Origin of the sequence: Flavobacterium gossypii (assembly GCF_014138495.1) — a bacterium.
GTDB classification, from domain to species: domain Bacteria; phylum Bacteroidota; class Bacteroidia; order Flavobacteriales; family Flavobacteriaceae; genus Flavobacterium; species Flavobacterium endophyticum.
The window spans coordinates 427,303-451,614 of sequence record NZ_JACJIS010000002.1 but is presented as its reverse complement, the minus strand read 5'-3'; the positions used below and the strand labels follow the sequence as shown (position 1 = coordinate 451,614).

General features: G+C 40.0%; 22 protein-coding genes. 10 read left to right on the top strand and 12 right to left on the bottom strand.

The features are described from left to right. Nucleotides 1-75 precede the first annotated feature (75 nt). From GGR22_RS11930 to GGR22_RS11915, 4 genes are all read right to left on the bottom strand, one after another. Complete coding sequence (locus GGR22_RS11930; protein ID WP_182493848.1) at nucleotides 76-684, bottom strand: fibronectin type III domain-containing protein; 609 nt, start codon at nucleotides 682-684, stop codon at nucleotides 76-78. 860 nt (nucleotides 685-1,544) lie between these two features. Then, nucleotides 1,545-2,114, bottom strand: a complete 570-nt coding sequence (locus GGR22_RS11925; RefSeq protein ID WP_182493847.1) for a dihydrofolate reductase family protein — start codon at nucleotides 2,112-2,114, stop codon at nucleotides 1,545-1,547. A 145-nt stretch (nucleotides 2,115-2,259) separates the two neighbouring features. Beyond that, nucleotides 2,260-2,832 carry a hypothetical protein gene (locus GGR22_RS11920; protein WP_182493846.1) on the bottom strand — a complete coding sequence of 191 codons (573 nt, stop codon included), beginning with the start codon at nucleotides 2,830-2,832 and terminating at the stop codon, nucleotides 2,260-2,262. Nucleotides 2,833-3,030: 198 nt separating this feature from the next. Continuing rightward, nucleotides 3,031-3,255 carry a hypothetical protein gene (locus tag GGR22_RS11915; RefSeq protein WP_121377266.1) on the bottom strand — a complete coding sequence of 75 codons (225 nt, stop codon included), beginning with the start codon at nucleotides 3,253-3,255 and terminating at the stop codon, nucleotides 3,031-3,033. Between the two features lie 285 nt (nucleotides 3,256-3,540). Between GGR22_RS11915 and GGR22_RS11910 the strand changes: the two genes are divergently transcribed. Further along, a complete protein-coding gene (locus GGR22_RS11910) occupies nucleotides 3,541-4,956 on the top strand; it encodes an MFS transporter (protein ID WP_182493845.1) in 1,416 nt (471 codons plus the stop codon). A 126-nt stretch (nucleotides 4,957-5,082) separates the two neighbouring features. Then, nucleotides 5,083-5,511 (top strand): SRPBCC family protein, encoded by a 429-nt coding sequence (locus GGR22_RS11905; protein WP_182493844.1) that lies wholly within the window; start codon nucleotides 5,083-5,085, stop codon nucleotides 5,509-5,511. A gap of 130 nt (nucleotides 5,512-5,641) precedes the next feature. Here GGR22_RS11905 and GGR22_RS11900 read toward each other — a convergent pair whose 3' ends face one another. After that, a complete protein-coding gene (locus GGR22_RS11900; protein ID WP_182493843.1) occupies nucleotides 5,642-5,827 on the bottom strand; it encodes a hypothetical protein in 186 nt (61 codons plus the stop codon). A gap of 616 nt (nucleotides 5,828-6,443) precedes the next feature. Here GGR22_RS11900 and GGR22_RS11895 point away from each other — a divergent pair. Beyond that, complete coding sequence (locus tag GGR22_RS11895) at nucleotides 6,444-8,390, top strand: sensor histidine kinase (protein WP_182493842.1); 1,947 nt, start codon at nucleotides 6,444-6,446, stop codon at nucleotides 8,388-8,390. 50 nt (nucleotides 8,391-8,440) lie between these two features. Here the strand turns inward: GGR22_RS11895 and GGR22_RS11890 are convergent, their stop codons facing one another. The 5 genes from GGR22_RS11890 to GGR22_RS11870 all read right to left on the bottom strand — a co-directional run bounded on the left by GGR22_RS11890 (nucleotide 8,441) and on the right by GGR22_RS11870 (nucleotide 11,157). Continuing rightward, nucleotides 8,441-9,187, bottom strand: a complete 747-nt coding sequence (locus tag GGR22_RS11890; RefSeq protein ID WP_317169791.1) for a helix-turn-helix domain-containing protein — start codon at nucleotides 9,185-9,187, stop codon at nucleotides 8,441-8,443. Between the two features lie 175 nt (nucleotides 9,188-9,362). Further along, on the bottom strand, nucleotides 9,363-9,716 hold the full coding sequence (locus GGR22_RS11885) for a hypothetical protein (RefSeq protein WP_182493840.1): 354 nt from the start codon (nucleotides 9,714-9,716) through the stop codon (nucleotides 9,363-9,365). A 6-nt stretch (nucleotides 9,717-9,722) separates the two neighbouring features. Beyond that, nucleotides 9,723-9,923 (bottom strand): hypothetical protein, encoded by a 201-nt coding sequence (locus tag GGR22_RS11880; RefSeq protein ID WP_121377254.1) that lies wholly within the window; start codon nucleotides 9,921-9,923, stop codon nucleotides 9,723-9,725. Between the two features lie 5 nt (nucleotides 9,924-9,928). Beyond that, nucleotides 9,929-10,342, bottom strand: a complete 414-nt coding sequence (locus tag GGR22_RS11875) for a DUF2147 domain-containing protein (RefSeq protein ID WP_170148811.1) — start codon at nucleotides 10,340-10,342, stop codon at nucleotides 9,929-9,931. A 23-nt stretch (nucleotides 10,343-10,365) separates the two neighbouring features. After that, complete coding sequence (locus GGR22_RS11870; RefSeq protein ID WP_182493839.1) at nucleotides 10,366-11,157, bottom strand: SDR family oxidoreductase; 792 nt, start codon at nucleotides 11,155-11,157, stop codon at nucleotides 10,366-10,368. Between the two features lie 151 nt (nucleotides 11,158-11,308). Between GGR22_RS11870 and GGR22_RS11865 the strand changes: the two genes are divergently transcribed. Beyond that, the gene (locus GGR22_RS11865) at nucleotides 11,309-11,662 is read left to right on the top strand and encodes a winged helix-turn-helix transcriptional regulator (protein WP_182493838.1); all 354 of its coding nucleotides are present in this window, start codon (nucleotides 11,309-11,311) and stop codon (nucleotides 11,660-11,662) included. Here the strand turns inward: GGR22_RS11865 and GGR22_RS11860 are convergent. After that, nucleotides 11,583-12,341 (bottom strand): SDR family oxidoreductase, encoded by a 759-nt coding sequence (locus GGR22_RS11860; protein ID WP_182493837.1) that lies wholly within the window; start codon nucleotides 12,339-12,341, stop codon nucleotides 11,583-11,585. The genes GGR22_RS11865 and GGR22_RS11860 overlap by 80 nt on opposite strands. Nucleotides 12,342-12,429: 88 nt before the next feature. On the opposite strand from GGR22_RS11860, the gene GGR22_RS11855 reads away from it, so the two are divergent. Both GGR22_RS11855 and GGR22_RS11850 read left to right on the top strand, forming a co-directional pair. Then, nucleotides 12,430-12,780 (top strand): winged helix-turn-helix transcriptional regulator, encoded by a 351-nt coding sequence (locus GGR22_RS11855; protein ID WP_182493836.1) that lies wholly within the window; start codon nucleotides 12,430-12,432, stop codon nucleotides 12,778-12,780. A gap of 100 nt (nucleotides 12,781-12,880) precedes the next feature. Further along, entirely contained in the window at nucleotides 12,881-13,483 is a 603-nt protein-coding gene (locus tag GGR22_RS11850) for a DNA alkylation repair protein (protein ID WP_246336953.1), read from the top strand. 302 nt (nucleotides 13,484-13,785) lie between these two features. Here GGR22_RS11850 and GGR22_RS11845 read toward each other — a convergent pair whose 3' ends face one another. Further along, a complete protein-coding gene (locus GGR22_RS11845; RefSeq protein WP_182493835.1) occupies nucleotides 13,786-14,613 on the bottom strand; it encodes a toxin-antitoxin system YwqK family antitoxin in 828 nt (275 codons plus the stop codon). A 1,586-nt stretch (nucleotides 14,614-16,199) separates the two neighbouring features. Between GGR22_RS11845 and GGR22_RS11840 the strand changes: the two genes are divergently transcribed. From GGR22_RS11840 to GGR22_RS11825, 4 genes are all read left to right on the top strand, one after another. Beyond that, a complete protein-coding gene (locus tag GGR22_RS11840) occupies nucleotides 16,200-17,252 on the top strand; it encodes a hypothetical protein (RefSeq protein ID WP_182493834.1) in 1,053 nt (350 codons plus the stop codon). Nucleotides 17,253-17,286: 34 nt separating this feature from the next. Further along, complete coding sequence (locus tag GGR22_RS11835; RefSeq protein ID WP_182493833.1) at nucleotides 17,287-20,172, top strand: S8 family serine peptidase; 2,886 nt, start codon at nucleotides 17,287-17,289, stop codon at nucleotides 20,170-20,172. A gap of 5 nt (nucleotides 20,173-20,177) precedes the next feature. Further along, nucleotides 20,178-23,654: a hypothetical protein gene (locus GGR22_RS11830; RefSeq protein ID WP_182493832.1), complete on the top strand. Its 3,477-nt coding sequence runs from the start codon at nucleotides 20,178-20,180 to the stop codon at nucleotides 23,652-23,654. Nucleotides 23,655-23,766: 112 nt separating this feature from the next. Then, complete coding sequence (locus tag GGR22_RS11825; RefSeq protein WP_182493831.1) at nucleotides 23,767-24,282, top strand: hypothetical protein; 516 nt, start codon at nucleotides 23,767-23,769, stop codon at nucleotides 24,280-24,282. The last annotated feature ends 30 nt before the right edge of the window (nucleotides 24,283-24,312 follow it).

The window sequence follows — 24,312 nt, the reverse complement described above, 5'->3', positions numbered from 1 at the left end:
AAATATCAAATCCCAAATCCAACTATCCACTAAAAACCATCCACTATCAACTAAAAACTATCCACTATCAACTAATTACAGTACATAGCTGCTTATCACATCACTATAAACCCGCTGCATTGCAGCGCCTATAGCGGCTATCCTAAATTCGTACTGCTGGCCGCTTTCGAGGTTTGTAAGGAGGAGCGTGGTTTTGGTATGTACCCAGATTTGCCAGATTGTTTCTCCTTTTTTGCGGTATTCGTATTGGTAGCTTTTGGCACCGCGAATGGTCTTGATGCTCAGTTTTATAGAACCGGCGTTTTCGGCACGCACCATAAAGTTTTGCGGCTTCGATAAGATGCCTATCGCTTCGGGTATCTTGCTAAGCGTAAAGCCCGAGCTTGCCAAAGCCGAGTTGTCTCCGTCGGCTTTCATGTGCACATACAGCGCCAGCTTGTCGAGCAGAACGATCAATTCTTTTCGTTTGTCGTCTCGCCTGAGCTGTTCTCTCTTTCCGCCTTCTTTTGCCTTGATAATGGCTTCATCAAAAGCAATAGTCGCTTCCTTAAGGTCGGCAATAGCCGGCACCGGATCTTCAAAATGAGGATTGTTGGTCATGCTGTCTGCAATAAGCTCTGCTTTTTGCTCCAGGTTGGCATCATTATACCTGCCGAACGAGGTAATAATCTTGATTCTTGACATAAAGATTAAATTTAAAATTAGACATTATTGAGATAGGCATAAAAAGCCTGAAACTCCATAAAAAATCCACAGAAATGCTTTATTGCAGCCGCCCCGAGTGCTATAGCACCCCTAAAGATGCTGTCTGCATTTGCCAGAAACCTATCCTGCATCTGCTCGGTGCGCTATCCTATCTGCCCGGTGCTGTACAGCCTTCTGGCAGATGCTGTCTGATAGTAGCTCGATGCGGTATGAAACCGGTTCGATGCTGTACAGCATTCCGTCAGATACCGTTTGGAACGGGCGGGATATAGTATAGCACCTGACCGATGTTGTACCACAAGCGCCTGATGCGTTCCTGCATCCGACCGATGCAGCGCTAAACCGACGGGCTATAGGGCCGAACCTCCTGCTCATTATACCGAACCCTTTCTATACGGTCTTTCGACAGCAAAGCAGCAGCTAGAAGCTTCTGTTTTCTGGATACAATACTAAAAGTTCGATGGTAAAAACGCAACCGAAAAGTAATAAGTGGTCAAATACGGGCGTAACTGGTCAGTTTTACGGTGTAACTGTTTTTTTGCCTTGGCTCAAAAGGGCAAAAAAAGGATGGAAAAGGGAATATAAAGACGTATTTTTTTGATTTTTAGGCAGGATTGCTACGACACCAATAAAAAAAGGATAGCAAGACGCTATCCTTTTTTAACTTTAAAACAATTCTCCCTCATCCCCGGACCCCCATCCGGTGAAACAAAATTAGGGGATTCGGTACGGGTTGTCTTTATATTTTAGGCAATATAGTTTACATCATTTCTACATCACCATGAAGCAAAGCCGTTTTTGCAATCGATAGGGCAGTGCTTTTTGGGTCTGGCAGAAGATTATTTTTTCAACGGCCCCAGATGCTTGTAGGTATTGATAAGCAAGCCCGTAGGGGTCGCTTTTGAGTCTACAAAAGCAAGTTCTTGGGCATTAATGCTGTCGGACAGCAAGCGTTTGCCGTTGCCAAGCAAGACAGGGTAGGTAATAAGCACCACCTCGTCTGCCAGTCCGTTGTCAAGCAGCATCGACGTAAGCGTCGAGCTTCCTACGACAATAAAGTCGGGACCGCTCGTTGCCTTGAGGTCGCGAATCGCTCCTACAAGGTTTTCGCCTAGACTCTTTACAGGGCCCCATTCTAAACCGTCGGGCCTATGCGTGGCGACGTACTTGGTTGCCGCGTTTATGGCATTTGCCATAGGAAAATCTCCAGCATTTGGCCAAAAGCCGCTAAATATATCGTAAGTATGGCGTCCAAGCAGCAGGTCAAAATTTGGGCCGTAGGCTTCAAAGAGCATTGCCGCTCCGGCAGGACTCCGATACGGCGTCGTCCAGGCACCATACGCATAATCTCCATCATGTTCTATGACCCCATCTAGCGAGATGTGTTCAAAAATTCGGATCTTTCTCATCGTTGTCTGTATTAGTTGATTACAATCCAAAGGTAGCGAGATAGTTACTCCTGCGGGAGGTGCAATCGGGACATTATTAGGGTGCTTTTAGACCAACTGCTGTGGCATACGATGAAGTTCTTTCGCAATCTACGAACCAGCGATGCTATACCGTTTTGGGCGAAGTATCTTTTAGGTACTGAAGCGTCGCTTCTTTGTTGGATAAGTCAATCGCCCGTTTCTCATACCAATCTACCAAAACAAGCGCGTACTTTTCGCCCAGATGATGCAATAGCCCAGCCATAGCCAACCTGTTGCTTTCTACGGAATGCCCTTCATCATAATCAAACCAGATGCGTTTTACTATGTTGTTTTCTGAACTAAAGAAAATAGCATAGGATGCATTGCTGAAACAGCTGGCCTCTTGAATCTGGTGCCGGTAGTTATCCATCTGCTGGTCTTTTACAAATACAATTTCTCCTTCAGGAGCTAGGTCATGGCTTGACAGGATGGCTTGCAAGTCGGTAGCTAAAAGAGTGGCATCCAAAATAGGAAAAGGCCTGTCGCCGCCGATTGGGCGCTGCTGAAAATAGTAGTCGCTTGTTTCAGCGTGTTTCCATGTATTGACCTCATTCTCTTCGAGATATTCTAAATGTTCAAAAACCGCTGTAATAAATTCAAGGTTTTTATTTGACGTTAGTTCCCAAGTCAGGTAAGAAGATTCATAATAGTTATTCATAGTTAGACAGTATTAAGAGAGTGCCGTTTACCAGGCAGTGTTATACTTCTTTATTTCAAAGATAAGAAAATGTCTTTTAGGTCATTAAAAAAAAATTTGGGGAAAAGAGCGGTTCGTAGCGGCATAAAAAAACCTGCCACTAGTAACAGTTGCAGGTTTTTGCGGAGCTAGAAGAACTCATTATAGGGCAGGCAAGCCTTATGATGCTTCTGTATACGTAGTTCCAGAACGTGTTTTAGGCAAATCAGCATTAATTGCATTTACGATGTTGGCCTTTGAAGAGCCGTCAATCTTAACCTTGATAGGACCTACTTGCTGCACATTTTCGGCATCATAGCCTAAGTCATCAATACAAAAATTATAGGTTTTAGATGCCGTAGGAGCATTGCCCGTATAATCAAATTCAATTGTATAAAAAGCCATATTGTTTTATTTTAAGTTGTTAGTCCCTACTATTGAGGCATTTCGGGTTGTACCTCGCATTATTTCCTGAATGCGAACAGATTCGCTGTGTCGACAACAACTTTGCGCTATATAAAGCTACGTTTTGATTGAATGGAAAATAAAAAAGATGTTTTCAATAGGGGATTTAGTGCTATAGGCGCGTATTTTTCTGTCGGGAAGGAGAAAAGGGGCTTCCATGCGATAGGAAATCACTAATTTTGTAAAAGACTTGTTTATAAGCATTACGATACTAAGCACAGCACTATGGTTACCGCCAAGCAAGAAGAAAAAATAAGAAAGAGAAAGAAAGAACGCATCGCCACGCATCTGCTGCCTTGGGTAACGGCTGTGGCTATGTTTATACAGTCGCTCGACGGTACCATCTTAAACACGTCGCTGCCTGTCATAGCGCGCGACATGCAGTACTCTCCGACACAAATGCATTCGGTTATCGTAACCTATGCCTTGACGCTGGCGTTGTTTATTCCGCTTTCGGGCTGGCTGGCCGATAAGTTTGGCACGAGAACCATGTTCAGGATCGCCGTCGGGTTGTTTGTTGCCGGATCGTTGTGCTGCGCACTCTCGGTTAACCTGCTTACGTTTAACCTTTCCAGGGTGCTTCAGGCTATCGGTGCCTCGATGATGGTGCCTGTAGCGCGTCTTGCCATACTCTACCAATATCCCAAGAGCAGGCTTCTAAAAACCATGAACTTTATTACCGTATTCGGCCTTTTAGGCATGGTAGTTGGTCCGAGCCTTGGGGGATTCATTTCGGATAACTTCAGCTGGCATTGGATTTTCCTTGTCAATGTCCCGATAGGGATTCTTGGTATTTTTATGGCCAAACGTACGATGCCGAATTTTAAAAAGGCGGTAGGACGATTTGACTTCAGGGGGCTGATGTATTTTAGCCTGGCGCTTATCGCAATCACGATGGTACTGGAAATCATAAGTACGGGACTGACCCACTGGATGTATATCTTGGGCGGCTTGCTGCTATTCAACCTGCTGGCGGTGTTCTACTACATTCATTACAAAAGGACCGAAAAGCCGATTATCGACCTCCGGCTTTTAAATATAAAGACGTTACGGGTAGGGCTTATGGGAAGCTTGATAACCCGACTCGGCATCGGCGGACTTCCGCTGCTCTTGCCGCTCATGCTCCAGACAGGCTTTGGCTATTCTGCTTCAACGGCGGGACTGCTTTTGCTGCCTTCGGCATTGGCCAACGTAGCCATAAAGCCTTTTATGGTGCGTATCATCAAGGCGCTGGGGTATCGAACCGTGCTTATAAGCAATACGATCTTATTGGGGGTAGTGCTGGTGATTTTGGGGTTTGTAGAACGAGACACTCCGTTAGGGTATTACATACTGCTGATGGTGTTTTACGGCTTCTTTACCTCGATACAGATGTCGGCCATGAATACCATCACGCTTGTCGATCTAGATGAGAATACCAAAAGCGGAGGCAATACCATGCTGGTCATCATGCAGCAGCTGTCGGTAAGCTTCGGAGTCTCGGTAGCGAGTCTGGTACTTTCCTTTTTCCAGTCGGATGCTTTTGATATGAACCGTACGCAGCCTTTCCATTATACATTTATAGTGCTTTCTATATTTACGATCCTTTCCAGCCTTACCTTTTCAAGACTGAGCAAGACGGATGGGAGCGGGTATGTATGATGCAATCAAATAGTATGGAAGAGGTACGAATTGTCTCAATTTGCCCTCTAGTCTGTCTTATATACACGCATGTTTGGTAGATTACCTTGCTATCTTTGTGTTTGCAACTAAAAAACAATCATGAAAATGGAAAAGATAGAACACATCAATTATATCAAGGCACCAATCGCAAAGGTATACGAAGTATTAACTACCCAAGAAGGTCTTGCTGCTGTTTGGACAGAAGAGCTGATCGTTAAGCCAGAAGTGGGCTTTGTCAACGAATTTGGTTTTGGAGACAACTACGGTACAAAAATGAAAATAACGGAATTGTCTGCGGATAAACGCATAGTATGGGAATGCATTGCTTCTGACCCAGAATGGGTCGGCACGGGCGTTTCTTTTGAACTGACAGAGAAAGATGGTGTTACGGCAGTTGTCCTTAAGCATTATGATTGGCGCAAGCTTACCGAATTTTACCAATGGTGCAATTATAACTGGGCCATGCTTCTCTTAAGCCTCAAAAGCTATTGTGAAGAGGGGCAAGGAACGCCTTATCAGAAGCGGAAATTTTAATCACTAGGTAGTACGATTAATGAGGATTGGAGTTGTAAAAGCTCCGATCCTAACGCAATAAAAAAACAGGAAGTGCTTTTGGAACGAAATAGCTACGATTAGCAGAAGAACCTAGAGGCTACTTAAATCTTTAAGCCTCATCTTTTGTGTTTTTTACCAAGCTTATGCCAGAAAAGAAAAAGATCAGTCCGATAACGCCTATAACAATCATAGTGGTATAGGCTGTACTTTTATTGATTAGCTGATATCCTGTATAAATTAAACTCACGATACCTAGTATTGTGAGTACTGCGCCGAATACACGTTTGACATTCATAGTCTTTATTTTTATAAATTATAGCAATGCAATGTCCTGGATTTTATACGATCTTAAGAATAAAAGATGACGGGATATTGAAAGGAATAGGCTAAAATTTTGTGCGACCACGCACTAGCCTGTAACAAAAAGGAAACATCATAATACACGATTATTGTATTCCCTTTTGTTTCCTTTACTAAAGTAGCGATAAAATTCGACCCACACGGCAAAAAAACGATAAAGTTGGCTATCGCTTGAATAGAAGCACTACCGATAATGTATCGTTGCTACTTCTGATGCATTATCCTGCCTGCTTTTTTACTCATTTGCCCAACTAGAATTAAAAACGTAATGCTTTTTTTGCTTAAGTAGCTTCGTAAAGCAGTGCGAATATTTAAAGCCCGATTCAAAGGCCACTTCACTGATTGACTACCTTTTGTAAAAAAATGTTCCTTGGCTATACTAATTACCTTTAGTGACTAGTTTTAGAATAATCTGCAGTTCAAATAGAGTTTTTAGTACTATTTTTGTTATCTGCTAATTTTAGTTTTTCACGATTATGTTGCAACGAATTTTTTTGATAAGCTGTTTACCGAATAGAATTAGCTTCAGGCCGAACATCTTTTTTACTATTGTGACAACCTTATTCTTGCTATTTTTCGCCGTATGCTGCAGAGGGCAGTCGGCCAATGATTTCAGCTATCAAAACATCGGTAAAGAACTTCATTATCTGGAGGATAAAACTGCGACGATGTCGCTGGACGATGTGAAAAATCTTTCTGATGCCTCATTTACACGAGGCAGCCATGATATCCTGAATTTCGGCAATACTGCTTCAGCTTGGTGGATAAAGATAAGCTATACTGCCCAACAGGACCTGCCCCTATATCTCATCATTGATGCGCCCAATATCGAATACATTGACGCATATGCAACCGACAACAAAGGTCGTGCGGTCGTTTTCAAAACGGGATGCCTCAGGACTACGCAGCCCGATGTATTTGTCCGAAACAACTTTATGATAGATCTTCCGGTCGACTCAAAAATTGAGAAGAAAACTATCTATTTAAGGTTAAAGACCAACAATATCTTGCTGGCACCGATAAAGCTTGCCACCGCAGAAAGCGTTATAAACGGCCAGGAGTTCAAGCACGGCATCGAATATATCTATATCGGCCTGCTGATAGGGCTCCTGCTATTCAACCTTTTCCTTTTTGTCAGCGTTAGGGACATCACCTATCTTTATTACGTATTATATGTGCTGACGCTATCGAGCTACCTGCTGATCTACATCAGAGGCTATGGATTTATCTTCGGTGATGAACTGAGGATCTTTTTAAACCAGTATCCACATGTGCTCTTGAGCTTTTCGGTAATAACCTCCTTGGTGTTCTGCAACAGGTTCCTCCACCTGAAGCGGAGGGCACCTAAGATGCTCGGAATCTTTTATGTAATCGGCGGTGCGGGAATAATTCTTTTCTTTGTCAGTGCCTTGGGATTCAAGCATACAGCAACGGTAATTGCTCAGCTGCTGACCGTTACGGTTGCAGTAGTGGCATGGATTGCAGGGGTAATAGCCTATAGGAATGGACACCGTCCTGCAAAATATTATATCCTAGCTTGGTTCTTTATCTGGGTGACCGTAGCTATCGTAACACTAAGCTTGGGCGGGGTGATCCCGTCGAATGAGTTCACGATCCAACTGGTGCCCATTGGCTCAACACTAGAACTGCTATTGCTCTCCTTCGCACTGGGCGATCGTTACAAGACGATCATCAGGGCTGAACAGAAGGTAAGGGACGAGAACCTGTTTTTGGTAAGAACGCAGAACCAGCGGTTGGAAGAAAAGGTGGACGAACGTACATTGCAGCTGAACAGTACCATCAAGCAGCTGGAGAGTTCCAATGCCGTCAAGAACAGGTTGTTTTCAATCATTGCGCATGATCTCAGAAGCCCATTGAACAGTCTGCTAGGTATCTTGTCGCTGAGCGACATGCAGCTATTGACTCCCCAAGAGTTGCAGGAGCTGCTCGAAGAGAATAAAAAAACAATCAAATCAGTCAACAATACCCTAGATAACCTTCTGTATTGGGCGCAAAGCCAGATGGACGGCCTGGTAACTAGAAAGGACAGTTTTGAGTTAAAGCCTGTATTTGATGAACTGTTGCTGCTCTATCTTCCGCTGATTAAACAGAAAGGCATTCACCTTGAACAGCTTGTCACGGACAATGGCGTAATTACTGCCGATCGCAATCAGATAAGCCTTGTGCTGCGAAATTTAATTGATAATGCCATCAAGTTCACCCCATCGGATGGAAGGATTTGGTTTACCCTGCAAGCTATCTCCGAAGGGGTGCGCTTTTCCGTGGAAAATGAGGCTGAGGGCCATCTTGATATAGACATGGATAGGATGAATGGGAATGAAATGGCGATTGCTACCCCTGGCACAAGAAACGAACAGGGCGTGGGACTTGGCCTTCTATTGTGCAAAGAATACATCAAAAACAATGGCGGTACGTTTCTCATCGATCGAAAAGAAAACAGGGTCAGGTTTTCTTTTCTACTGCCAAGTAAACACTAAAGTATATTTTGTCGCTCACCATTATTCTTGGCACCTGGTTTCATATCTGTTTAATTGAATGACTTTCTGAATTCCAAGGGGGAGAGCTTCGTCTTGCTCTTAAAAAACTTGCTGAAGGACTGCGAATGCTCAAACCCAAGGCCGAACGCTATCTCGCTTACGGTAAGCCCAGATGTTGAAAGCTTTTCTTTAGCCTGTTCAAGTATCTTCATCTGTATGTGCTGCTGGGCAGTAAGCCCAGTGAGCTGCTTGAGCATGCTGCTGAGGTATTTTGGAGATATCGCAAGATTTCGGGCAAGGAAATCAACAGACGGAATGCCGTGCAGTACTTGGTCGTTCCTGCCAAAATAATTTTCCAGAAGATTTTCAACATCTTCCAGCAGTTTATGGTTTGTGACCTTACGCGTAATGAACTGCCGTTCGTAAAAACGCTCCGAATAATTCAGCAGCGTTTCAAGGTTGGAAATAATGATGTCCTGGCTGAATTTGTCGATGTTGGAATAGTATTCATCCCTGATATTCTTTATGATATCATTTATAACCGTCTCTTCTTTATCGGAGAGGAACAGGGCTTCGCTGGTCGAATACCCGAAGTATTCATACTTCTTTATCTTTTTGGCGAGCGAGGTATTCCATAGGAAATCAGGATGTACAAAAAGCATCCAGCCCTCAAGATTGGGGGGCACGCCGCTGTCCTCACCCCGCAAGATCTGCCCTGGTGATAAAAAAGCCATAAGCCCTTCGTCAAAATCATACTTCTGCTGCCCATAGTGCAGGCCGTCGCAGCCCCTTTTCATAGAGATTACGTAGAGATCGAAGACAACGGCGTCAATACCGGTATCATTTCTAAGGCCTTTAAGGTCGACAATACTGATAAGCGGATGATGAGGGCTTGGAAGCCCCATCAAACGGTGTATTTCCGATACTGATTGTATCCTGTAGGGTGTGGAATTTGCCATAACGCAAGTTAAGTTATTTCTTGAAAGGGTACCCCAGCCAGATCATAATTAATGGCATTGCCAGAAACGGGATCTCAAACAGTGCCATCTTGTAGTTGCCCGTCCGTAATGCCAACGCCATTATAAGGACAATTGCAAGAGCATTGAGCAGGTTTCCCAGGAAAAATGTCTGTGGAATCAATAAGAGCGCCATAATCAGGATCGCAAGTAACCCAAGGAAAGGCATGGCAGATTCGCCGATCCCAAGATCGGCCATTGCTTTGGCAGACTCAGGATTGCTCCTGTAATTGAACGTATCCCAGGCATGCCTCGCATTAAGTGCTGCCGATATAACGAGCAGCAGCAATGAGATAATATTTTTAGCCATATTGTATTATTTAAGGATGTAGGCATTCATTATGTAGCCCATCGCGATTGCGATCGGCACTCCGATTACGGCGCTTGTCAATGCCCTGCGTGCCTTGTTCGGATAGCGGTTCCTGTACCTGAAAAACAGAAAAAAGCCTATCGGGGGAACTGCGTTTGAAGCTATATGCCAGAACCTTGAAAGCGTGTCGTTACCTTTTGTTTCCATCTTGCTTATTTTATTCGTTTCCATCTAAAAGTTTTGCCAAGCATTGGCACGCCCTTATAGCCCCGGGTCTCAAGCTCGTCCGCGGCCTTGAGCCTGCCTTTGAGGCTATAAGTATTGCCATCCTGCACGCTGTAGAGCTTTCCGTCTACGTATCCGCCATCTTCATATACCAATCCCGTAATATGGGTGAGGCCCTGCACCGGACGGGTTTTCAGTTTTACGTCAGGGTTTTTACTGTCTTTCTTGGGCGTCTTGCCATCGGTCTCGAACATGTCCTTGGACCACAAGAGCTTTGCCGAGTAGGTATTGCCCGATTTGAATACTTCTATTTTATAATCTTCGCACTGCCAGACGCCTACGATTTTATCAGCAGGCAATGTCTGGGCAAAAGACCCGATCGATAGAAGTAGTAGTATCACTGCAAAAGCATTTTTTTTCATTTTTATGTTTTTTTTAGTTGATTATTAAGCTGTCTGAATCTTTGAAATTCCCTATGGCCGAAGTTCATCAATGCTTTAGGGATGATGTGCCCCAGAAACTTGATGATCTTTACCAGAGCAGGCATTATTTCAGGCGTATCATTTTGTAGTCCTTTGATCGCCACCTGTACTACTTTGTCCGCGTCCATCATCTGGCGTGGATTCGGTTGCAGTATCCATTCATTTTGCAGATTGGTATTGACTCCCGGGGGGATAAATTCAAGCACTTTTACATTCGTTCCCTTCAATTGCAGGCGCAAAGCCATGGTGAAGGCGTGGACTCCGGCCTTTGATGCGCTATAGACAGGTGCCGAAGAGTAGGCCATAAATGCAATGGCAGAGGAGACATTGACAATGGCAGCAGATTGCTTTTTGACCAGATGGGGCAGGAACTGGTGTACCATCCGGATTGTCCCTGAAAGATTGATGTCAATTTCACGCATCAGGTTTTCTAGGCTTTTCGAAGAGTCCAGCATATCGATCAGCCGCATTTCGCCAGCATTATTGATAATGATGTTAAGGTCTGGAAATTGTCGGGTAACTTCTTCAAAAAGCCGTCTTGTATCTTCCGGACTGCCCGCATCGCTCTGAAAAGTGTGGATGTCTCTAAATTGCTTCTTCGTTTCATTCAGCGCCTCAAGCCTGCGCCCCGTGACTATTATTTTAGCTCCCTTTTCGGTCAGCTGCCTTACAAGTTCCAGGCCTATGCCGCTGGTTCCTCCTGTAATGAGGATGGTACTGTTCTTTAAATCCATAGTAATAACATTTTGATGGTACAAAGTTCTGTTATTGCATATGGAGCACTGTAGCTGAAAGTCGCAATGTTGTAGCCATAGTTCGCTAGGCAGTGAAATAATAGGGACATGATCTGGCTTAGCTGCCGCTGACCGAGCAAATGCGTTTGCTGTGGTTTATCAACAGGGACATAAGCGTCCCAGCGAGCTTCAGCGTAAAATTCCTGATGCCTCAAGAAGGATATGGAGAATTCAGCTGAAAGAACTGGAAGACCATGAATTGGTTTCAAAGGTGATCTATCCTGGAGTACTTCCCAAAGTAGAATGTAGCCTGACGGATTTCGGAAAGACGCTGATTCCCTTAATTGCAGCAATTGGAGGCTGGGGAGATGAGCATGAGAAGCGTTTAAGAGCCCTTATCTTGAAACGGTTAAATATTGCCTATTTTACCAAGGAATTTCTCCAGTTTCCGGATTCATGTCTTCGGAAAAAAACTTGCCTGTCGGACCATCACTGCCTATCGTAGCATATTTTATAATTCTTCTGGCAGCATCTTCTACGGAACCCTGTCCGAGCTGATGGTTGAAATCTGTCTTTGTCGAACCCGGACTTACCGCATTGACCTTGAACGGGAGATCCCTTAGCTCATATGCCAACACAACCGTATACATGTTCAGTGCTGCTTTTGATGATTGATAGACGGCTCCCTTATGCCTATAATGTATGAAATCAGGGTCGCTGTGAAGGGTAAGAGAACCTTGGCTGGAGCTTACGTTTACTATCCTGGGATCTTTCGATTTCTTGAGCAGATCCAGTAATGCCTGTGTTACCCTGATAGCACCAAATACATTTACCTCAAAAACTTCCTTGAATTTGTTTATGTCCGTATTCGTTGCAGTATGCATGATAGGCGTATCTCCATCGAACTCGATACCATTGATTCCCGAATTATTTATCAGCACATCCAATGCATCTATTTTCTCACCTAATGCTATGCGGGCCCTTTCTACTGATTCGGTATCAGTTACATCGATCTGAATAAATTCTACATTTGCAAATCCGAGGGAGACCAGCTTGCCGACTGCTTCGATACCCTTTGCTTTATTGCGGCTGCCTATTAATACCTTGTAGCCTTTCTGTAAAAATTGTCTCGCAGTCTCAAGGCCGATTCCTTTGTTAGCTCCCGTAATGAACGCTGTTTTCATTTTTTCTATTATTAATTATAATTATTACTATTGCAAAGCTATCTGTTTTTAGTATACATTTGTAACCGATATACTAAAGGATACCGATATGACCGAAGAAGTCGCATTACAGATAAAGGAACTCATCTTGCATGTACAGGATACGCTCTATGTAATAGGGGGGAAGTGGAGGCTGCCGATAATCATCGCCATCAAGCACGGAAACCATCGCTTTAAGGACATTAAGGATTTTGTGCCAAAGATTACAAACAGGGTGCTTTCTGCAGAATTAAAAACGCTCGAGGCTAATAAACTGATCACGCGGAAGGTCCATGACTCGTCTCCTATACTTGTAGAGTACAGAATCACGGAATATGCGCTAAGCGTGAAGGAGGTAGCCAATGCTATGGGCGACTGGGGACTGAATCATCGAAAAAAGTTGCGAGAGAAGGGCTGCTAACCATCTCGTAAGAACATGAGACTGCGACGTCCTGCAGTTTCTGATACCTATTATTCTGCAGATTCCATAGAACGCCAAGGCCAAAAGCTCAACAACATAAATGATGAAAGAACTTATCGAAGAAATAAAAGAAATTGAACACGGATTCAAGCATATCGTCAAATGTGGTGATATTATATTGGCTGACAAGGAAGAAAAGCATTTTGATCTTGCGATAAAATTTCTATCTGACGAGAGCTATCAGGTAAGGATGCTGGCAACTTATCTCTTGGGAAAGCTTTCAACCGACAATTCCCAAGCTCTCGCGCTTCTTGAAACAAAAGTTGCAGACGACAAAAACTGGCGCGTGCAAGAAATGCTGGCCAAAGCTTTTGACTACTATTGCAATTCGATTGGCTACGAAAAGTGTCTGGCCACAATAAAGAGGTGGATCGCAGACGAAAATCCAAATGTAAGGAGAGCTGTTACGGAAGGGCTTCGTATTTGGACAAGCCGACCTTATTTTAAGGAAAATCCAGTAGCCGCCATTCAGCTTATAAGTAAAAATAAATCAGACGAGAGCGAATACCTTCGTAAATCGGTGGGCAACGCCCTACGGGATATCGGCAAAAAGCATAAAGATGAAGTGCTTGACGAAATTTCAAGGTGGGACCTAGCGGATAAAAAGACAGCATTCACACATAAGCTGGCAAAAGGAAAATGAATAATTAGTGAGTGTACGATCCTGAGTACCCTGACCAATTCGACTATTTAACTCAACTTCAGTGTCTTTAAATATTGTTACAACAGTGATTTTTTCTTTCTCTTATAAAGAGAGAAACTTCTCAAGCTAGGGAGGATAAGAATTGCTTTGAACTCTTAATTCAATTTTTACAGGTTTAAATCAGATTTTGAAATAAAAATGTAGGTAATGCCAATCAGACAATTCTGCAGCTTTTTGCCTTTATGGAGAGGGGAGCTAATACCTTAACTTTTTGTAGCAAATATGGTAGCAACTCCATTTTATTAAAAAGTTGTTTCTTCAGATATTGTTCCGTCTTCTTTATACCAAACAAAACGCCCTTTTTTACTTCCGTTTACAAAAGTTCCTTCCTTTTCAATTTTTCCATTTTGATAATAGAAGATCTCTTTACCATTTTTTTTATCATCAGCATATTCGCAAGTATATCTTAATCGTCCGTCTTCGTACCATTCCGATAACAAGTCCACTTTTTTATCATTTACATACTTTGCTTCATATTTCTTTTTGCCATTTTCATAGTATTCAAGTCTATCACCATGTTCTTTTCCGTTTTTATAGTTTTCAACGCTTTTTATTTTTCCTCCGCTATAAAACCAAGTCCATGTGCTATCACGAACACCATGATTGTAAAATTGAATTGTTGTTGGTTCTTCTACTGAAAAACCTTCATAGTGAACTATTTTTCTGTGAAGTTCTCCTTTTTCGTCATAGAAACACTCTTTCTTTTTATGATTTGGTCGCCAATATTCTGTATAGTCTCCAAATAGCTTGTCGTTTTTGTAGGTGCCTTTTGTTTTAATGTATTCCGTTTCGCCTCTTTTGGTCCACTCAATAAAATCACCATTTAAAAGTCCTTTCAAATAATTTCGTTCGCTCAATAACTCATCATCCCAACCCTTTTCTATAAATTTACCCGTAAAAGGAGTCTTTTCATCGTCAATATATGCGAGCGAAACTTTGTCATTAGGTCCTTTGTATCCATGAATACTATGTCCGTTTTGTGGTGTTTTAATTACTATTCTTACATTGTCTTGTGCGTTTGTAGTAAAAACTACCATTGCAGTCAGAATGACTAAAAATATTTTATTCATAGTTCTTTATTCTTATTAAACTTTTTCTGAATGTAAAATTAAATAAGATATATATACAAATCAACAATATAAAATACGCAGCTATTAAGAATTTAATGATAAATGCGTTAATCATACGTTCAAATCTTTTGTGTTTTGTATTGATTTTAATCAAAAGCTCCTGCGCCATAACAAATCTGTAAATCTGTGCAACTTAGGAATACCTCATCTGTTCATGAACATTAGAACAAAAAGTTAATCTGCATACCTTTTGACTACGACAAATAAGCTAGCCTTCTGCTGAAAAAACCATAACTCTTTGACCCTCATCCGCAAAAAAAAAATGCTTGTCCGCATTATCTTTTGATAACCAAATGCTTATGAAGTACATCGCGATTGGAGGAGAGGGGGCAATCAAATTTGTTTTTCCAGACAGCAAAGATTTTATATTCGGCGGTGTATTTTTTCCTGATCTTTTCCATCTTTTAAAGATTTTAGAAATGTTATTTATTATAGACTTAGGATAGCAGATCATTCTTTTTTATTGTGATGGGGACTTCTGTTAAAAGATTTTTGCCTTAGCTTTTTGTGGCAAATTAGGTAGCAACTCCATTTTTATCTGTGCCATGATTGTGCCACAGAGATTTTGTGTGTTTTTGAAATATTTGTTAGGAGATTGCGGAAACAAAAAAGTCTACAGCTCATCGAAACTGTAGACTTCATGCCATTTAAAGGAAATTTTTATCAAAACCAACAATTTTATTTATTGGTCTTTAAAGTACACTGTGGAGCTAACGGAACTATTATCGAACTTCAATTTTAATGATTTGGATAAGTTATGATAAAAACTTTTTGTTATACCTTTCTACATAATACTTTGATACAACTTAAAATAATGTCTAAAAGCAATAATAAACATCTGTCAATACAATAAATAACAAAAGGCCTCTCCTACATTAGGAGCCTATTAATTTACTTCGTTCACTAGGTTAAAGTTAAGTTAAAGAACTTAATAACGTTAACCGGAATTTTAGCTATCTATTTTTTGAAAAATAAATATTATAAGAAAATTACTTTAATGCGTTAAAATAATTATGTCTTTAGTTTAAGACAATTTATCTTTTTTTAATTGTTTGATTATCATATATTTGATTGTACTGTTTTTAGTTTTTTTCTAAAGAATAAATAGTGAAAAGAAAAAAACCTGCGAAAAAAACCTGCGAAAAATACTCTAGATATTACAAAATGGATGCCTATTTTGTTATTGAACAGTTCCAGAATTGAGAGCCTATTAAAAATTTCATAACATATTTTATATTATTTTTCCATTAAATGAGGAAAGCCGTAAGGAAGCATAAAATGTTATTTGTAACCTTGTTGTAGAAGCTTTTTCTTACGAAATTATTTCTGTGCAGTTTTTATTGAATGCAAAATTTAGAGTGGTAAAATGAATCAAAATGAGATTATATTTTTTAAATATCCTTTTTCTTCTGACTGTTGCGACTTTTGCTCAAAACAAAGAAAAAGCTGCTCTAAAAATATATTTGGAAGATACGAACACGCAGAAAAATATTGCCGATGCCGCAGTAAAGCTTGAAGGATTTGAAATGGCGCCTATAGAAGGGAAATATGATAAAAAAGGGAGCTGCTATTATTTTACAGAAATCCCAATAGGCTACAATACTATAATGGTTTACCATAAAAAGTATAATGAAAAGGGATTTCAGAATAATGAAGGTTTGCCAGCTGAACTAAAATTTAGATTGCAAGACAAACAAAAAGTTAGTTACAGTTTTTTAAAAGTTCCGGATTCTCTTTATGATGAGAAAAAAAAGAAACTGGTAAAGAATATCCTTTTTAAGGACCATTATATAGAAGATCCGTTTAAAATTTCGATAAGTCCTAAAGACCCCCAGGATTATGCTGATTTTAAAGAATTTATAAATAAAAAAATTGAGGAATTAAACCTCGAGATAGTTTTAGTTAACCCGTATTGGGAAAAAAATAAGATCGAGAAATATCCTTTTGACGTTGTGCAGAAAGAAGGATATCCGAACATTACAGCAAGTAATTCAAAAGAGATTGAAGCAAAATATTTGCTTCCTCTTGTGAGCGGGCTAAACAACATAGACAATACCCTTTTTGAAACCCACTATTCAAATAAAATGAAGGATGTCTGTTTTATTTTTAGAAAAAAAGACGGCACAAAATTCAAAAGATTTAATGACCCGATCATAAGAAAATTAAAAGCAGAAAAAGTAAATGTATTTTCTATAATCCTAAATAAGAAAAATGATAACATTTTATCCGTATCAAGCTCTAAAAATGATTTTAGAATAAGGGATAAACTAAACAGAGAATTTAATCGCAAGCATGCTGTAGATTCTTCAAAAATATTTTTCTACGATAACAATTTTAGGAATCATAAGAAGCCATTTTACTTATTCAAAAGGAAAAACGTGCAGAATATCATTTATGAACCAAGCGATGCAAAACAAGTTCCTTCTTTTTTAATGATTAAAAATGATAATAATGAGATTCCAAAATATTTGCCTCACATAACGAACGAGGGCGAAGCACAGCAGAAAATACCTTTACAAGATAAATCTATCGGATTGGGAATATTAGATCAATATGAATATTATTCAACTGTAAATTAAGCATATGAGAAATTGGCATCATAAAGTAATAAAGATGGAACAAGCTAGAAGTCTGCTACCGCCAGCAAACAACATCGGCAGTCCAAATGTTTATGTAGGAGTTATTGAGGGAGAAATTGAATTTGAAGCCATCAATGCTGCAAACCCATTAACCGTTAACAACTACAGGCCAGCCCATCCTAGCTTTTCAGATATTAATGGAACAAGAAAAGTATTTTACAGGCGAAAAGACACTACTAATTTTACGCAAGAAATAAGTACATTAGATCCGAGCATGCATACCACCTGCGTAACAGGAATAATTGCTGCTGGTGTCGATAATGTAAATTTAATTAACGGAATTTCCCCAGGCGTAAGAGTCATCAATGCCGATAATTTTGAAAACGGACTGTTTTTAGCTCTAATTAATAGTTCAACGAATGGAAACATACGTTCAAGTGTCAATCAAGCTGTTTTTGACGTAAATTTTTTAAACAATGGCCCGTCGGATGCTACTGATGCCTATTCCAATAATGCAGTCGGAATCATAAGCTGTAGTTTTAATATTTCGATGGACGCTAAAAAAGTCGATTTCATACTTAAAGAGCTATTTGCATACGGAAGAAACGGAAGAGGCACCTTGGTTATCGTATCAGCAGGGAATGGTGATTCGACAACAGGGAATGGCCTTGAAATTAATGACAGCCAAGGTTCTGCTGGATACAGAGCTACTGTTTTTAGTAACAAAACTTTAATAGTAGGAGCCTCTAAAGTGCTGTTAGATGCCTTTCCTTTGCCGTCTTACTCTGTTCCTAATCCTGTTTTCAGAGAACTGCTGGCAGATTATTCTAATTATGGCAAAAGAGTCGATTTGTGTGCTCCTAGCGGTCCAGATGCATATCCTTCCAAAGAAGACATCAGCATCTATAGCCCGACGATGCTTAATTGCGGAAATGTTGGCACAAGCGAACAAATACTGAGTGCTACTATTCTGGAAGTAACAAGCAATTGGATTTCTTCCGGAAAACTAATATTGCAGAATGTAAAAGGGCTTTTTAAAGGACAGTCGATGGAAATTGGCGATCCTAATAGCTACTTTCATGAATTACGCTACATTACAAAAGTAACAGAGATTGCCAATACCAATAATGTTGAAGTTACGCTCGATGCCAAGTTTAAATATACCAAGAGTTTTAATGACGGTACGGTAAATTATAACATGGTCGGTTCGCAAGCCAGAATGGTCGTGTTAAAAAAAGCAATAACCAGATATACTGATCCAAGCAACAACTTGGTTTCCAATAATAAATTTACTCTCAATAATTTAAGAGGGATTAACCCAACTTTATCAAAACCTCAAAAAGTATATATCTATCCTCAAAACTCACCATTATTAGGAATCTATACTGAAATCAAGTCAATTCTTAATGAGAATACCAAATTAGTAGAAATACAAGGAAGCTTGACCAATCTGCCGGCATATATGCCAGCCAATGATCCTTTGATTTTAATTCCAGACCAAATTAAAGCCTCTCTAGTTTGCACCAATAAGGCGACCATTTTTGTTGCCAATAGCAAAGACGATATTGCAGGCTTTTTTGTCGGGCAGGAAGTTTTGGTATCCGGAGGTGGCCAAGATCGGATTTCTTTCATCACTCAAAAAGTCAACAAAAGTATTGTTATGTCGCATTGCCCGGGAGTTATTGGAGATACCTATACAATTACTTCATTGGCGTATGGTGATTTTACCTCGAGATTCACGGGAACTTCTGCCGCTACGCCAGTAGTTTCGGGCTTGGCAGCGCTCTTACTGTCAACTAACGGCAATTTGAATGCAACCGAAATAAAGCACATCTTAAAAGTTTCGGCGCATCAGATTGGCAATGTCAATTATAATGACGCCCCAACTGATATAACAAAATACAATTACGGCTATACGATTAACAAAAAATACGGAACCGGAAGAGTTGATGCTCAGGCTGCTGTTCAGCTAGCTTTAGACTGGCATACCAATCCTTCGGTTCAAAAACCAAAATTGATGGTAGCGGATATAGACAATAATGGAATATTAGACGGAGTTCCAGTTACGGATCCCGTAAATAGTCCCGATATCTGGATAAGAAATTTAAGCGATCCCAATACAGCGCCACCAGCTGCAGGCCAATTGACAAATACTTTTGATACTTCAAACGACCAAAAAATTTACATAAGGATTAGAAATTTAGGCAACAGAAACAGCTTTAAAGAAACAGATGTTCGAGTATTTGTCGCTTTTACAGATGATGTTAATCCTGCATTTCCATTTCCGGGTAAATGGTTTGACCAAACAGATGTGAAACTCTTGGCGGTAAAAGAAGTACCTATTATAGCACCAACTTCCAATACAGTAGTAGCCGTAGAATGGAAAAACATTCGGACGTTTTGGGATACAAATAATCCTTTGCCATCTGGAGGCAGAAGAAAAAGAGCCTATATTTTGGCCCATGTTTCTCCTTTTGACGGCATGCCAACAGAATTAGATTTGACTAATCTTAGAGGGAATAAGCAGCTCACTTGCAAGGAGATTATTGCTACGCACAATGGCGTCAGCGACGGAACTGCTTTTTTCCCAGGGAATCAATTGGACTTGACTGTTGGAGCTCAGGTGGCATCGAGAAGTTTTTTTCTTTCCGTAGACAATTTGTTGAATGCTGGACTAGCCAATTTTAAAATTCAAATTACAAAAAAGAATAATGACAATACGGTAGAAACGGTTGAATATTTAAAAACAGGAAACCAATGGGGATTCTTGAATCAGCCAAGTTCCGATTGGATTGCTTTTGGATCTCCTGAAGAAACCATAGTCAATTATAACACCAATTACTTGGATCTAAAATTTCCCCATACTATAAAAATAAATCAAGACGAGCAGGAAGTAAAATTAGAAATCATAAACGCTTAGGAACCATGCCAACAACTTCATTTGAATTTTCATATAAGTTCAATTCCGAATCTGCCCAAAACGAAGAGATCAATGCCGTAGCCAAAAGCAGAGTGAAAGAATTTATGCCGAGCTCTTACTTTTTCTCAGAAAGCGGGCTAACGGCTCAAGCTGCCAATTCGGATGCCTATGGCCCGATAAATGCCAGTACTTTCAGAATTACTACGCGTTTTGGTTTGACCAATAAAAAAGCGTTCGCAGTCACGGGTGGCCAAGTACTTGTCTTGCCACAAGCCGGGTCACAAAATGCGTCAAAAGTTAATGTCATTATTAAGCCATTAAAGAATATTGATGTCGGTATTCCGATTAAGTATTTTATTTATAGAGGACTGAAAAAAAATATGTTTGTCAACGGGCTTAATATTCTCGAAAGTAATGATTCGACGAATACGCCCTTTATGAAGAAAGTTTGGACCGATTTAAAAACGTTCAATAATCTAACGAATCCTTTGCCAAACGTTCCTGCAACGCTTTTCGGGTATAACGAAACAGAAGCAGATACAATTACGCTCGACCAGAAGTTTTTTAATCTTCATGACGAAACTACCTCCGATCCAAATAAGAACTATAGTTTGGCAATCATTGAAGCTGGACAATATTTTGGGGATTTTTCAGATAATGGTGGATTTGAGATTGTTTTGGATGAAGGTGCCTATCAGCAAGAAAAATCAGATACAGGTTTTGTGATTAATTTAGGCTACGGAAGATCTGCAGATGTCGTGCTCAATGTAGCCGATATAACGGCAAATCCTGATATTTCTGAAAGAATATATCGCGAGAACGTGCAGCGATTTTTAGATCCTGCCGCTTTTTATGGCGCACATATCACTCAGGAGGAGAAGGGTGAAATAAAAGTAGTCAATGCTCCTGATACGATTAAATATTCGTCTAGGGCAGCGATTTATGAAAATATCGTCAGTAAGTTTTACAATAAAAACAAATTGTACTTATACATCCAAGCCGAACGCGGAAGATCCTTTAATTTTGATGATGTTTTAGGGACGGCCGCACTCAAGATTGGCAGTGGCGGAACGATTTCGACATCACCGTATAAGACGGACAGTTGGCCCATTATCATCAGTGAAATAGAGCAGACTCATCAGGCAGATGAAAGTGACAATAAGAAAGCGGCCAATAATTTGGTTTTTCAATTAAAATATAAAACTGCTGACAAACGGCTTACGGTATACAATAGCCATGGCAATTGCATGAATGCTGAGGTTGAAGGAAGTTTTTTGCCTTTTACAGCATTGCTGGAAGAAGATCCTGCAACACAAGAATATACTAAGAAAATCAATTACAATCTTATCAATACCTATAATCTGCTGTCGAATACTTCGCTTACAGTAAAGAATATAGCTACATTTATTTTTATTACCTCGGAAGAAAAAGAAGTAGAATATTTCAATGATTTTTTTGGGCCCATCAACCTGATGCCAATAATCAATCCTCCAGCGACATTGCCTGTAAACGTGGTAAAAAAGGCAGTCAGTACTAAGAATAAAACACTTTATTTCGATAAAGAGTTTTCTGTAATGAACCAGAATCTTTTTTTCAGTGGTATTTTCAGCACGCCAACACCGCCCGATCCTCCGGTCGATAACCGTATGAGGCTCTATGTTTTGAAACAAGTAGATGCCACCAACAATTCTAAAAATGAATTCAAATTTTTTGGAACTTCTGGATACGGATTTTATGAGAATATTGAGCAGTATAATAAGCTGATCTACGGCAACACCGATTATTATGTATGGAAGGGTAAAGTTACAGATTTAGTTACTTCTGAGGATATTGAGACACTACAGCTGATCAATTTTCAAAAGGAAGGCAATGTGCTTAATTATATGCAACTTGGCCTTACCGAAAAAGAATTCAACAAATTAATTTACGATAGCGAAACTGTAGATCCTAGTGCCAATCATATTCCGTCCTATGCCACCAATATTTTCTTTCATCTTGACAATAGTGGCATTACACAGGGACTGGTTTATACAAAATATAGATTAGGAATCAAATACGATGGGCTGTTTGGAATTCCGGTTACAACCTATCCTTCAGCGGCAAACGAAGTTTTTGTTTATTCTGTAGATGGGCATTATTTTTTTACTAAAGAATTCTCTGATAAACATGAATTTAATGTCGAATTTTCGAGTGATGCCATGGTCAATTTCAGGACCATCCCCGCTAGTTATGGAGGAGAGTTTGGTTTTGACTGGCTGAGACTTGGCGATAATGGTGAAGCAAGTTATAAGGACTCCATCGTATCTGGTTATGAAGATAAAAGCTTTTGGCTGGGTGATACAGAATTTGACACTCCAGATGAAGCATACGAATTCATGAGAAAGGAATATATTAATATTATTACTGCTCCTTTTAATGATGAGATTTATTATGTCCCATACCTCAATATCTATCCTCAAAATGCAATGGGAACGCCGGCACCGCCGTCGACAGTTTCCTTGCTAGCTAAAATTAAGAATCATAGCGCGATTATAAAATACGAACTGGTATATGATCATCAGTATTTTACAATTTCGCCTATAAACTTTCCTTTAGGAATAGGTCCGATTGGCACAGATCCAGCTTATGATATAAATTTCAATATCACCTGCATAAAAGAATTTGAAAGAGACCAGACCATAACTGTTCTTGCTTACACCCAACAGGGACTTGAACTTGAGAAAGGAAGAGTGGCAGGAGTCATCAAAGTCTGCAAAAACAGTAGGTTGGCCAACCGCAAACAAATAAAAATAGCGCTTGTAAAAGTCAGGACAAATGTTACCAACGTTCCTGGACTTGAACAAATAGGAATAGTCAATGATCCTGCCGATTGTCCTAATGAAACGTCAAACCTGAGCAAAGCATTATATCAGTCTTATATCTATGGCGATACTGACAGCCCGATAACGCTCGATTTGCGTACCGATCCAAAATTCCACGTTGGAGTTGCAGGATCTTATATCACGACACCAAATTTCATCCTACCACATGCTAATGGTGGTAATATGCAAAAATACCTTCGACAAGAACTATACAGGCAACATGGTACCAAATACCGAAACTATTTTAAAGTTTTTATTTTCGATGTTAATACAAAACCAAACTCATCAGGGGGATTTGTAATTGGAAATGTTGATGACATTGGCATTCATAGTGTAAATCTTTATAAGGGCAGGAATAATTTTACAATGAGTCACGAAGCTATGCACGGATTTAGTTTACTTCATACTCATAAAGAATTTTTGACAACGACCCCTGTTGTTTTTGAACCAGTTACCGAACCTAATGCAAAATACGTTTACCATCATGCCCATATCGATTTGCCACTGGCTACAGATAACATGATGAGTTATAGCGGTAATATAAGAAAATCAACATGGGCCTGGCAGTGGAAAATAATGATAAACAATATTAAGAAATATGTTACATCAATTGAAAATTAGATGGTGTGTATATTTATGTACGTTAAGCCTGCTAAGTTGCAATGGGCAACAGCAGGGGAAAACGACGAAGAATGACAGCACACAAACCAACAATAAACTAATAAAAAGAAACATGAAAAAGCTAGATATCACCGAATTTGAAAGAAGCAAAACTCAAGCTGCAGATAAAACAGCAGAGTTGGTCAAAAATGATACGCTATTTAAGTTTTCAGAAGACGATCAGACGATTAGAAAGGAATCGGCTAAAACTGGAGAAAATACGAAGATCAATGAAACTTTTGACAAGAAATCACTTTCTATAATTTACGAAGGAAAAACTTTTTTCAATATGCCAATAGGTGTTCACAAAGAATATGATCCGCAAGGCAAAGTGATTAAAGAAACAGACTATGACAAAGAATTTAAATTCTCTCTTGATGAAGTTATCTCGTTGTCGAAAACAAAATTTAAAGTAGACTTAAATCAAAAAATAGCTAGGCTTAATGTATCTCGAGGCATGGATGAGGACACTAAAAAAAATGTTTATTTCCTTTTCCTGCCGGTAAATGACCAATCCTACAGACTAGTAAAAATTGATGCTGAAAACGGCAAAATCATCTCTGATAAGCCAGGTATGTATATCGAATAAAATTTTTTTCATGTTCCTATAATTAGTTAA

What these genes read in the sequence shown, in the direction of transcription:
- GGR22_RS11920 (WP_182493846.1), bottom strand. Translation starts at nt 2,832, where the DNA reads ATGAATAACTATTATGAATCTTCTTACCTGACTTGGGAACTAACGTCA.
- GGR22_RS11860 (WP_182493837.1), bottom strand. Translation starts at nt 12,341, where the DNA reads ATGAAAACAGCGTTCATTACGGGAGCTAACAAAGGAATCGGCCTTGAG.
- GGR22_RS11835 (WP_182493833.1), top strand. Translation starts at nt 17,287, where the DNA reads ATGGAACAAGCTAGAAGTCTGCTACCGCCAGCAAACAACATCGGCAGT.
- GGR22_RS11825 (WP_182493831.1), top strand. Translation starts at nt 23,767, where the DNA reads ATGAAAAAGCTAGATATCACCGAATTTGAAAGAAGCAAAACTCAAGCT.
- GGR22_RS11890 (WP_317169791.1), bottom strand. Translation starts at nt 9,187, where the DNA reads ATGAAAAGGGGCTGCGACGGCCTGCACTATGGGCAGCAGAAGTATGAT.
- GGR22_RS11905 (WP_182493844.1), top strand. Translation starts at nt 5,083, where the DNA reads ATGGAAAAGATAGAACACATCAATTATATCAAGGCACCAATCGCAAAG.
- GGR22_RS11930 (WP_182493848.1), bottom strand. Translation starts at nt 684, where the DNA reads ATGTCAAGAATCAAGATTATTACCTCGTTCGGCAGGTATAATGATGCC.
- GGR22_RS11880 (WP_121377254.1), bottom strand. Translation starts at nt 9,923, where the DNA reads ATGGAAACAAAAGGTAACGACACGCTTTCAAGGTTCTGGCATATAGCT.
- GGR22_RS11830 (WP_182493832.1), top strand. Translation starts at nt 20,178, where the DNA reads ATGCCAACAACTTCATTTGAATTTTCATATAAGTTCAATTCCGAATCT.
- GGR22_RS11870 (WP_182493839.1), bottom strand. Translation starts at nt 11,157, where the DNA reads ATGGATTTAAAGAACAGTACCATCCTCATTACAGGAGGAACCAGCGGC.
- GGR22_RS11850 (WP_246336953.1), top strand. Translation starts at nt 12,881, where the DNA reads ATGATGAAAGAACTTATCGAAGAAATAAAAGAAATTGAACACGGATTC.
- GGR22_RS11915 (WP_121377266.1), bottom strand. Translation starts at nt 3,255, where the DNA reads ATGGCTTTTTATACAATTGAATTTGATTATACGGGCAATGCTCCTACG.
- GGR22_RS11845 (WP_182493835.1), bottom strand. Translation starts at nt 14,613, where the DNA reads ATGAATAAAATATTTTTAGTCATTCTGACTGCAATGGTAGTTTTTACT.
- GGR22_RS11925 (WP_182493847.1), bottom strand. Translation starts at nt 2,114, where the DNA reads ATGAGAAAGATCCGAATTTTTGAACACATCTCGCTAGATGGGGTCATA.
- GGR22_RS11855 (WP_182493836.1), top strand. Translation starts at nt 12,430, where the DNA reads ATGACCGAAGAAGTCGCATTACAGATAAAGGAACTCATCTTGCATGTA.
- GGR22_RS11840 (WP_182493834.1), top strand. Translation starts at nt 16,200, where the DNA reads ATGGCGCCTATAGAAGGGAAATATGATAAAAAAGGGAGCTGCTATTAT.
- GGR22_RS11910 (WP_182493845.1), top strand. Translation starts at nt 3,541, where the DNA reads ATGGTTACCGCCAAGCAAGAAGAAAAAATAAGAAAGAGAAAGAAAGAA.
- GGR22_RS11885 (WP_182493840.1), bottom strand. Translation starts at nt 9,716, where the DNA reads ATGGCTAAAAATATTATCTCATTGCTGCTGCTCGTTATATCGGCAGCA.
- GGR22_RS11900 (WP_182493843.1), bottom strand. Translation starts at nt 5,827, where the DNA reads ATGAATGTCAAACGTGTATTCGGCGCAGTACTCACAATACTAGGTATC.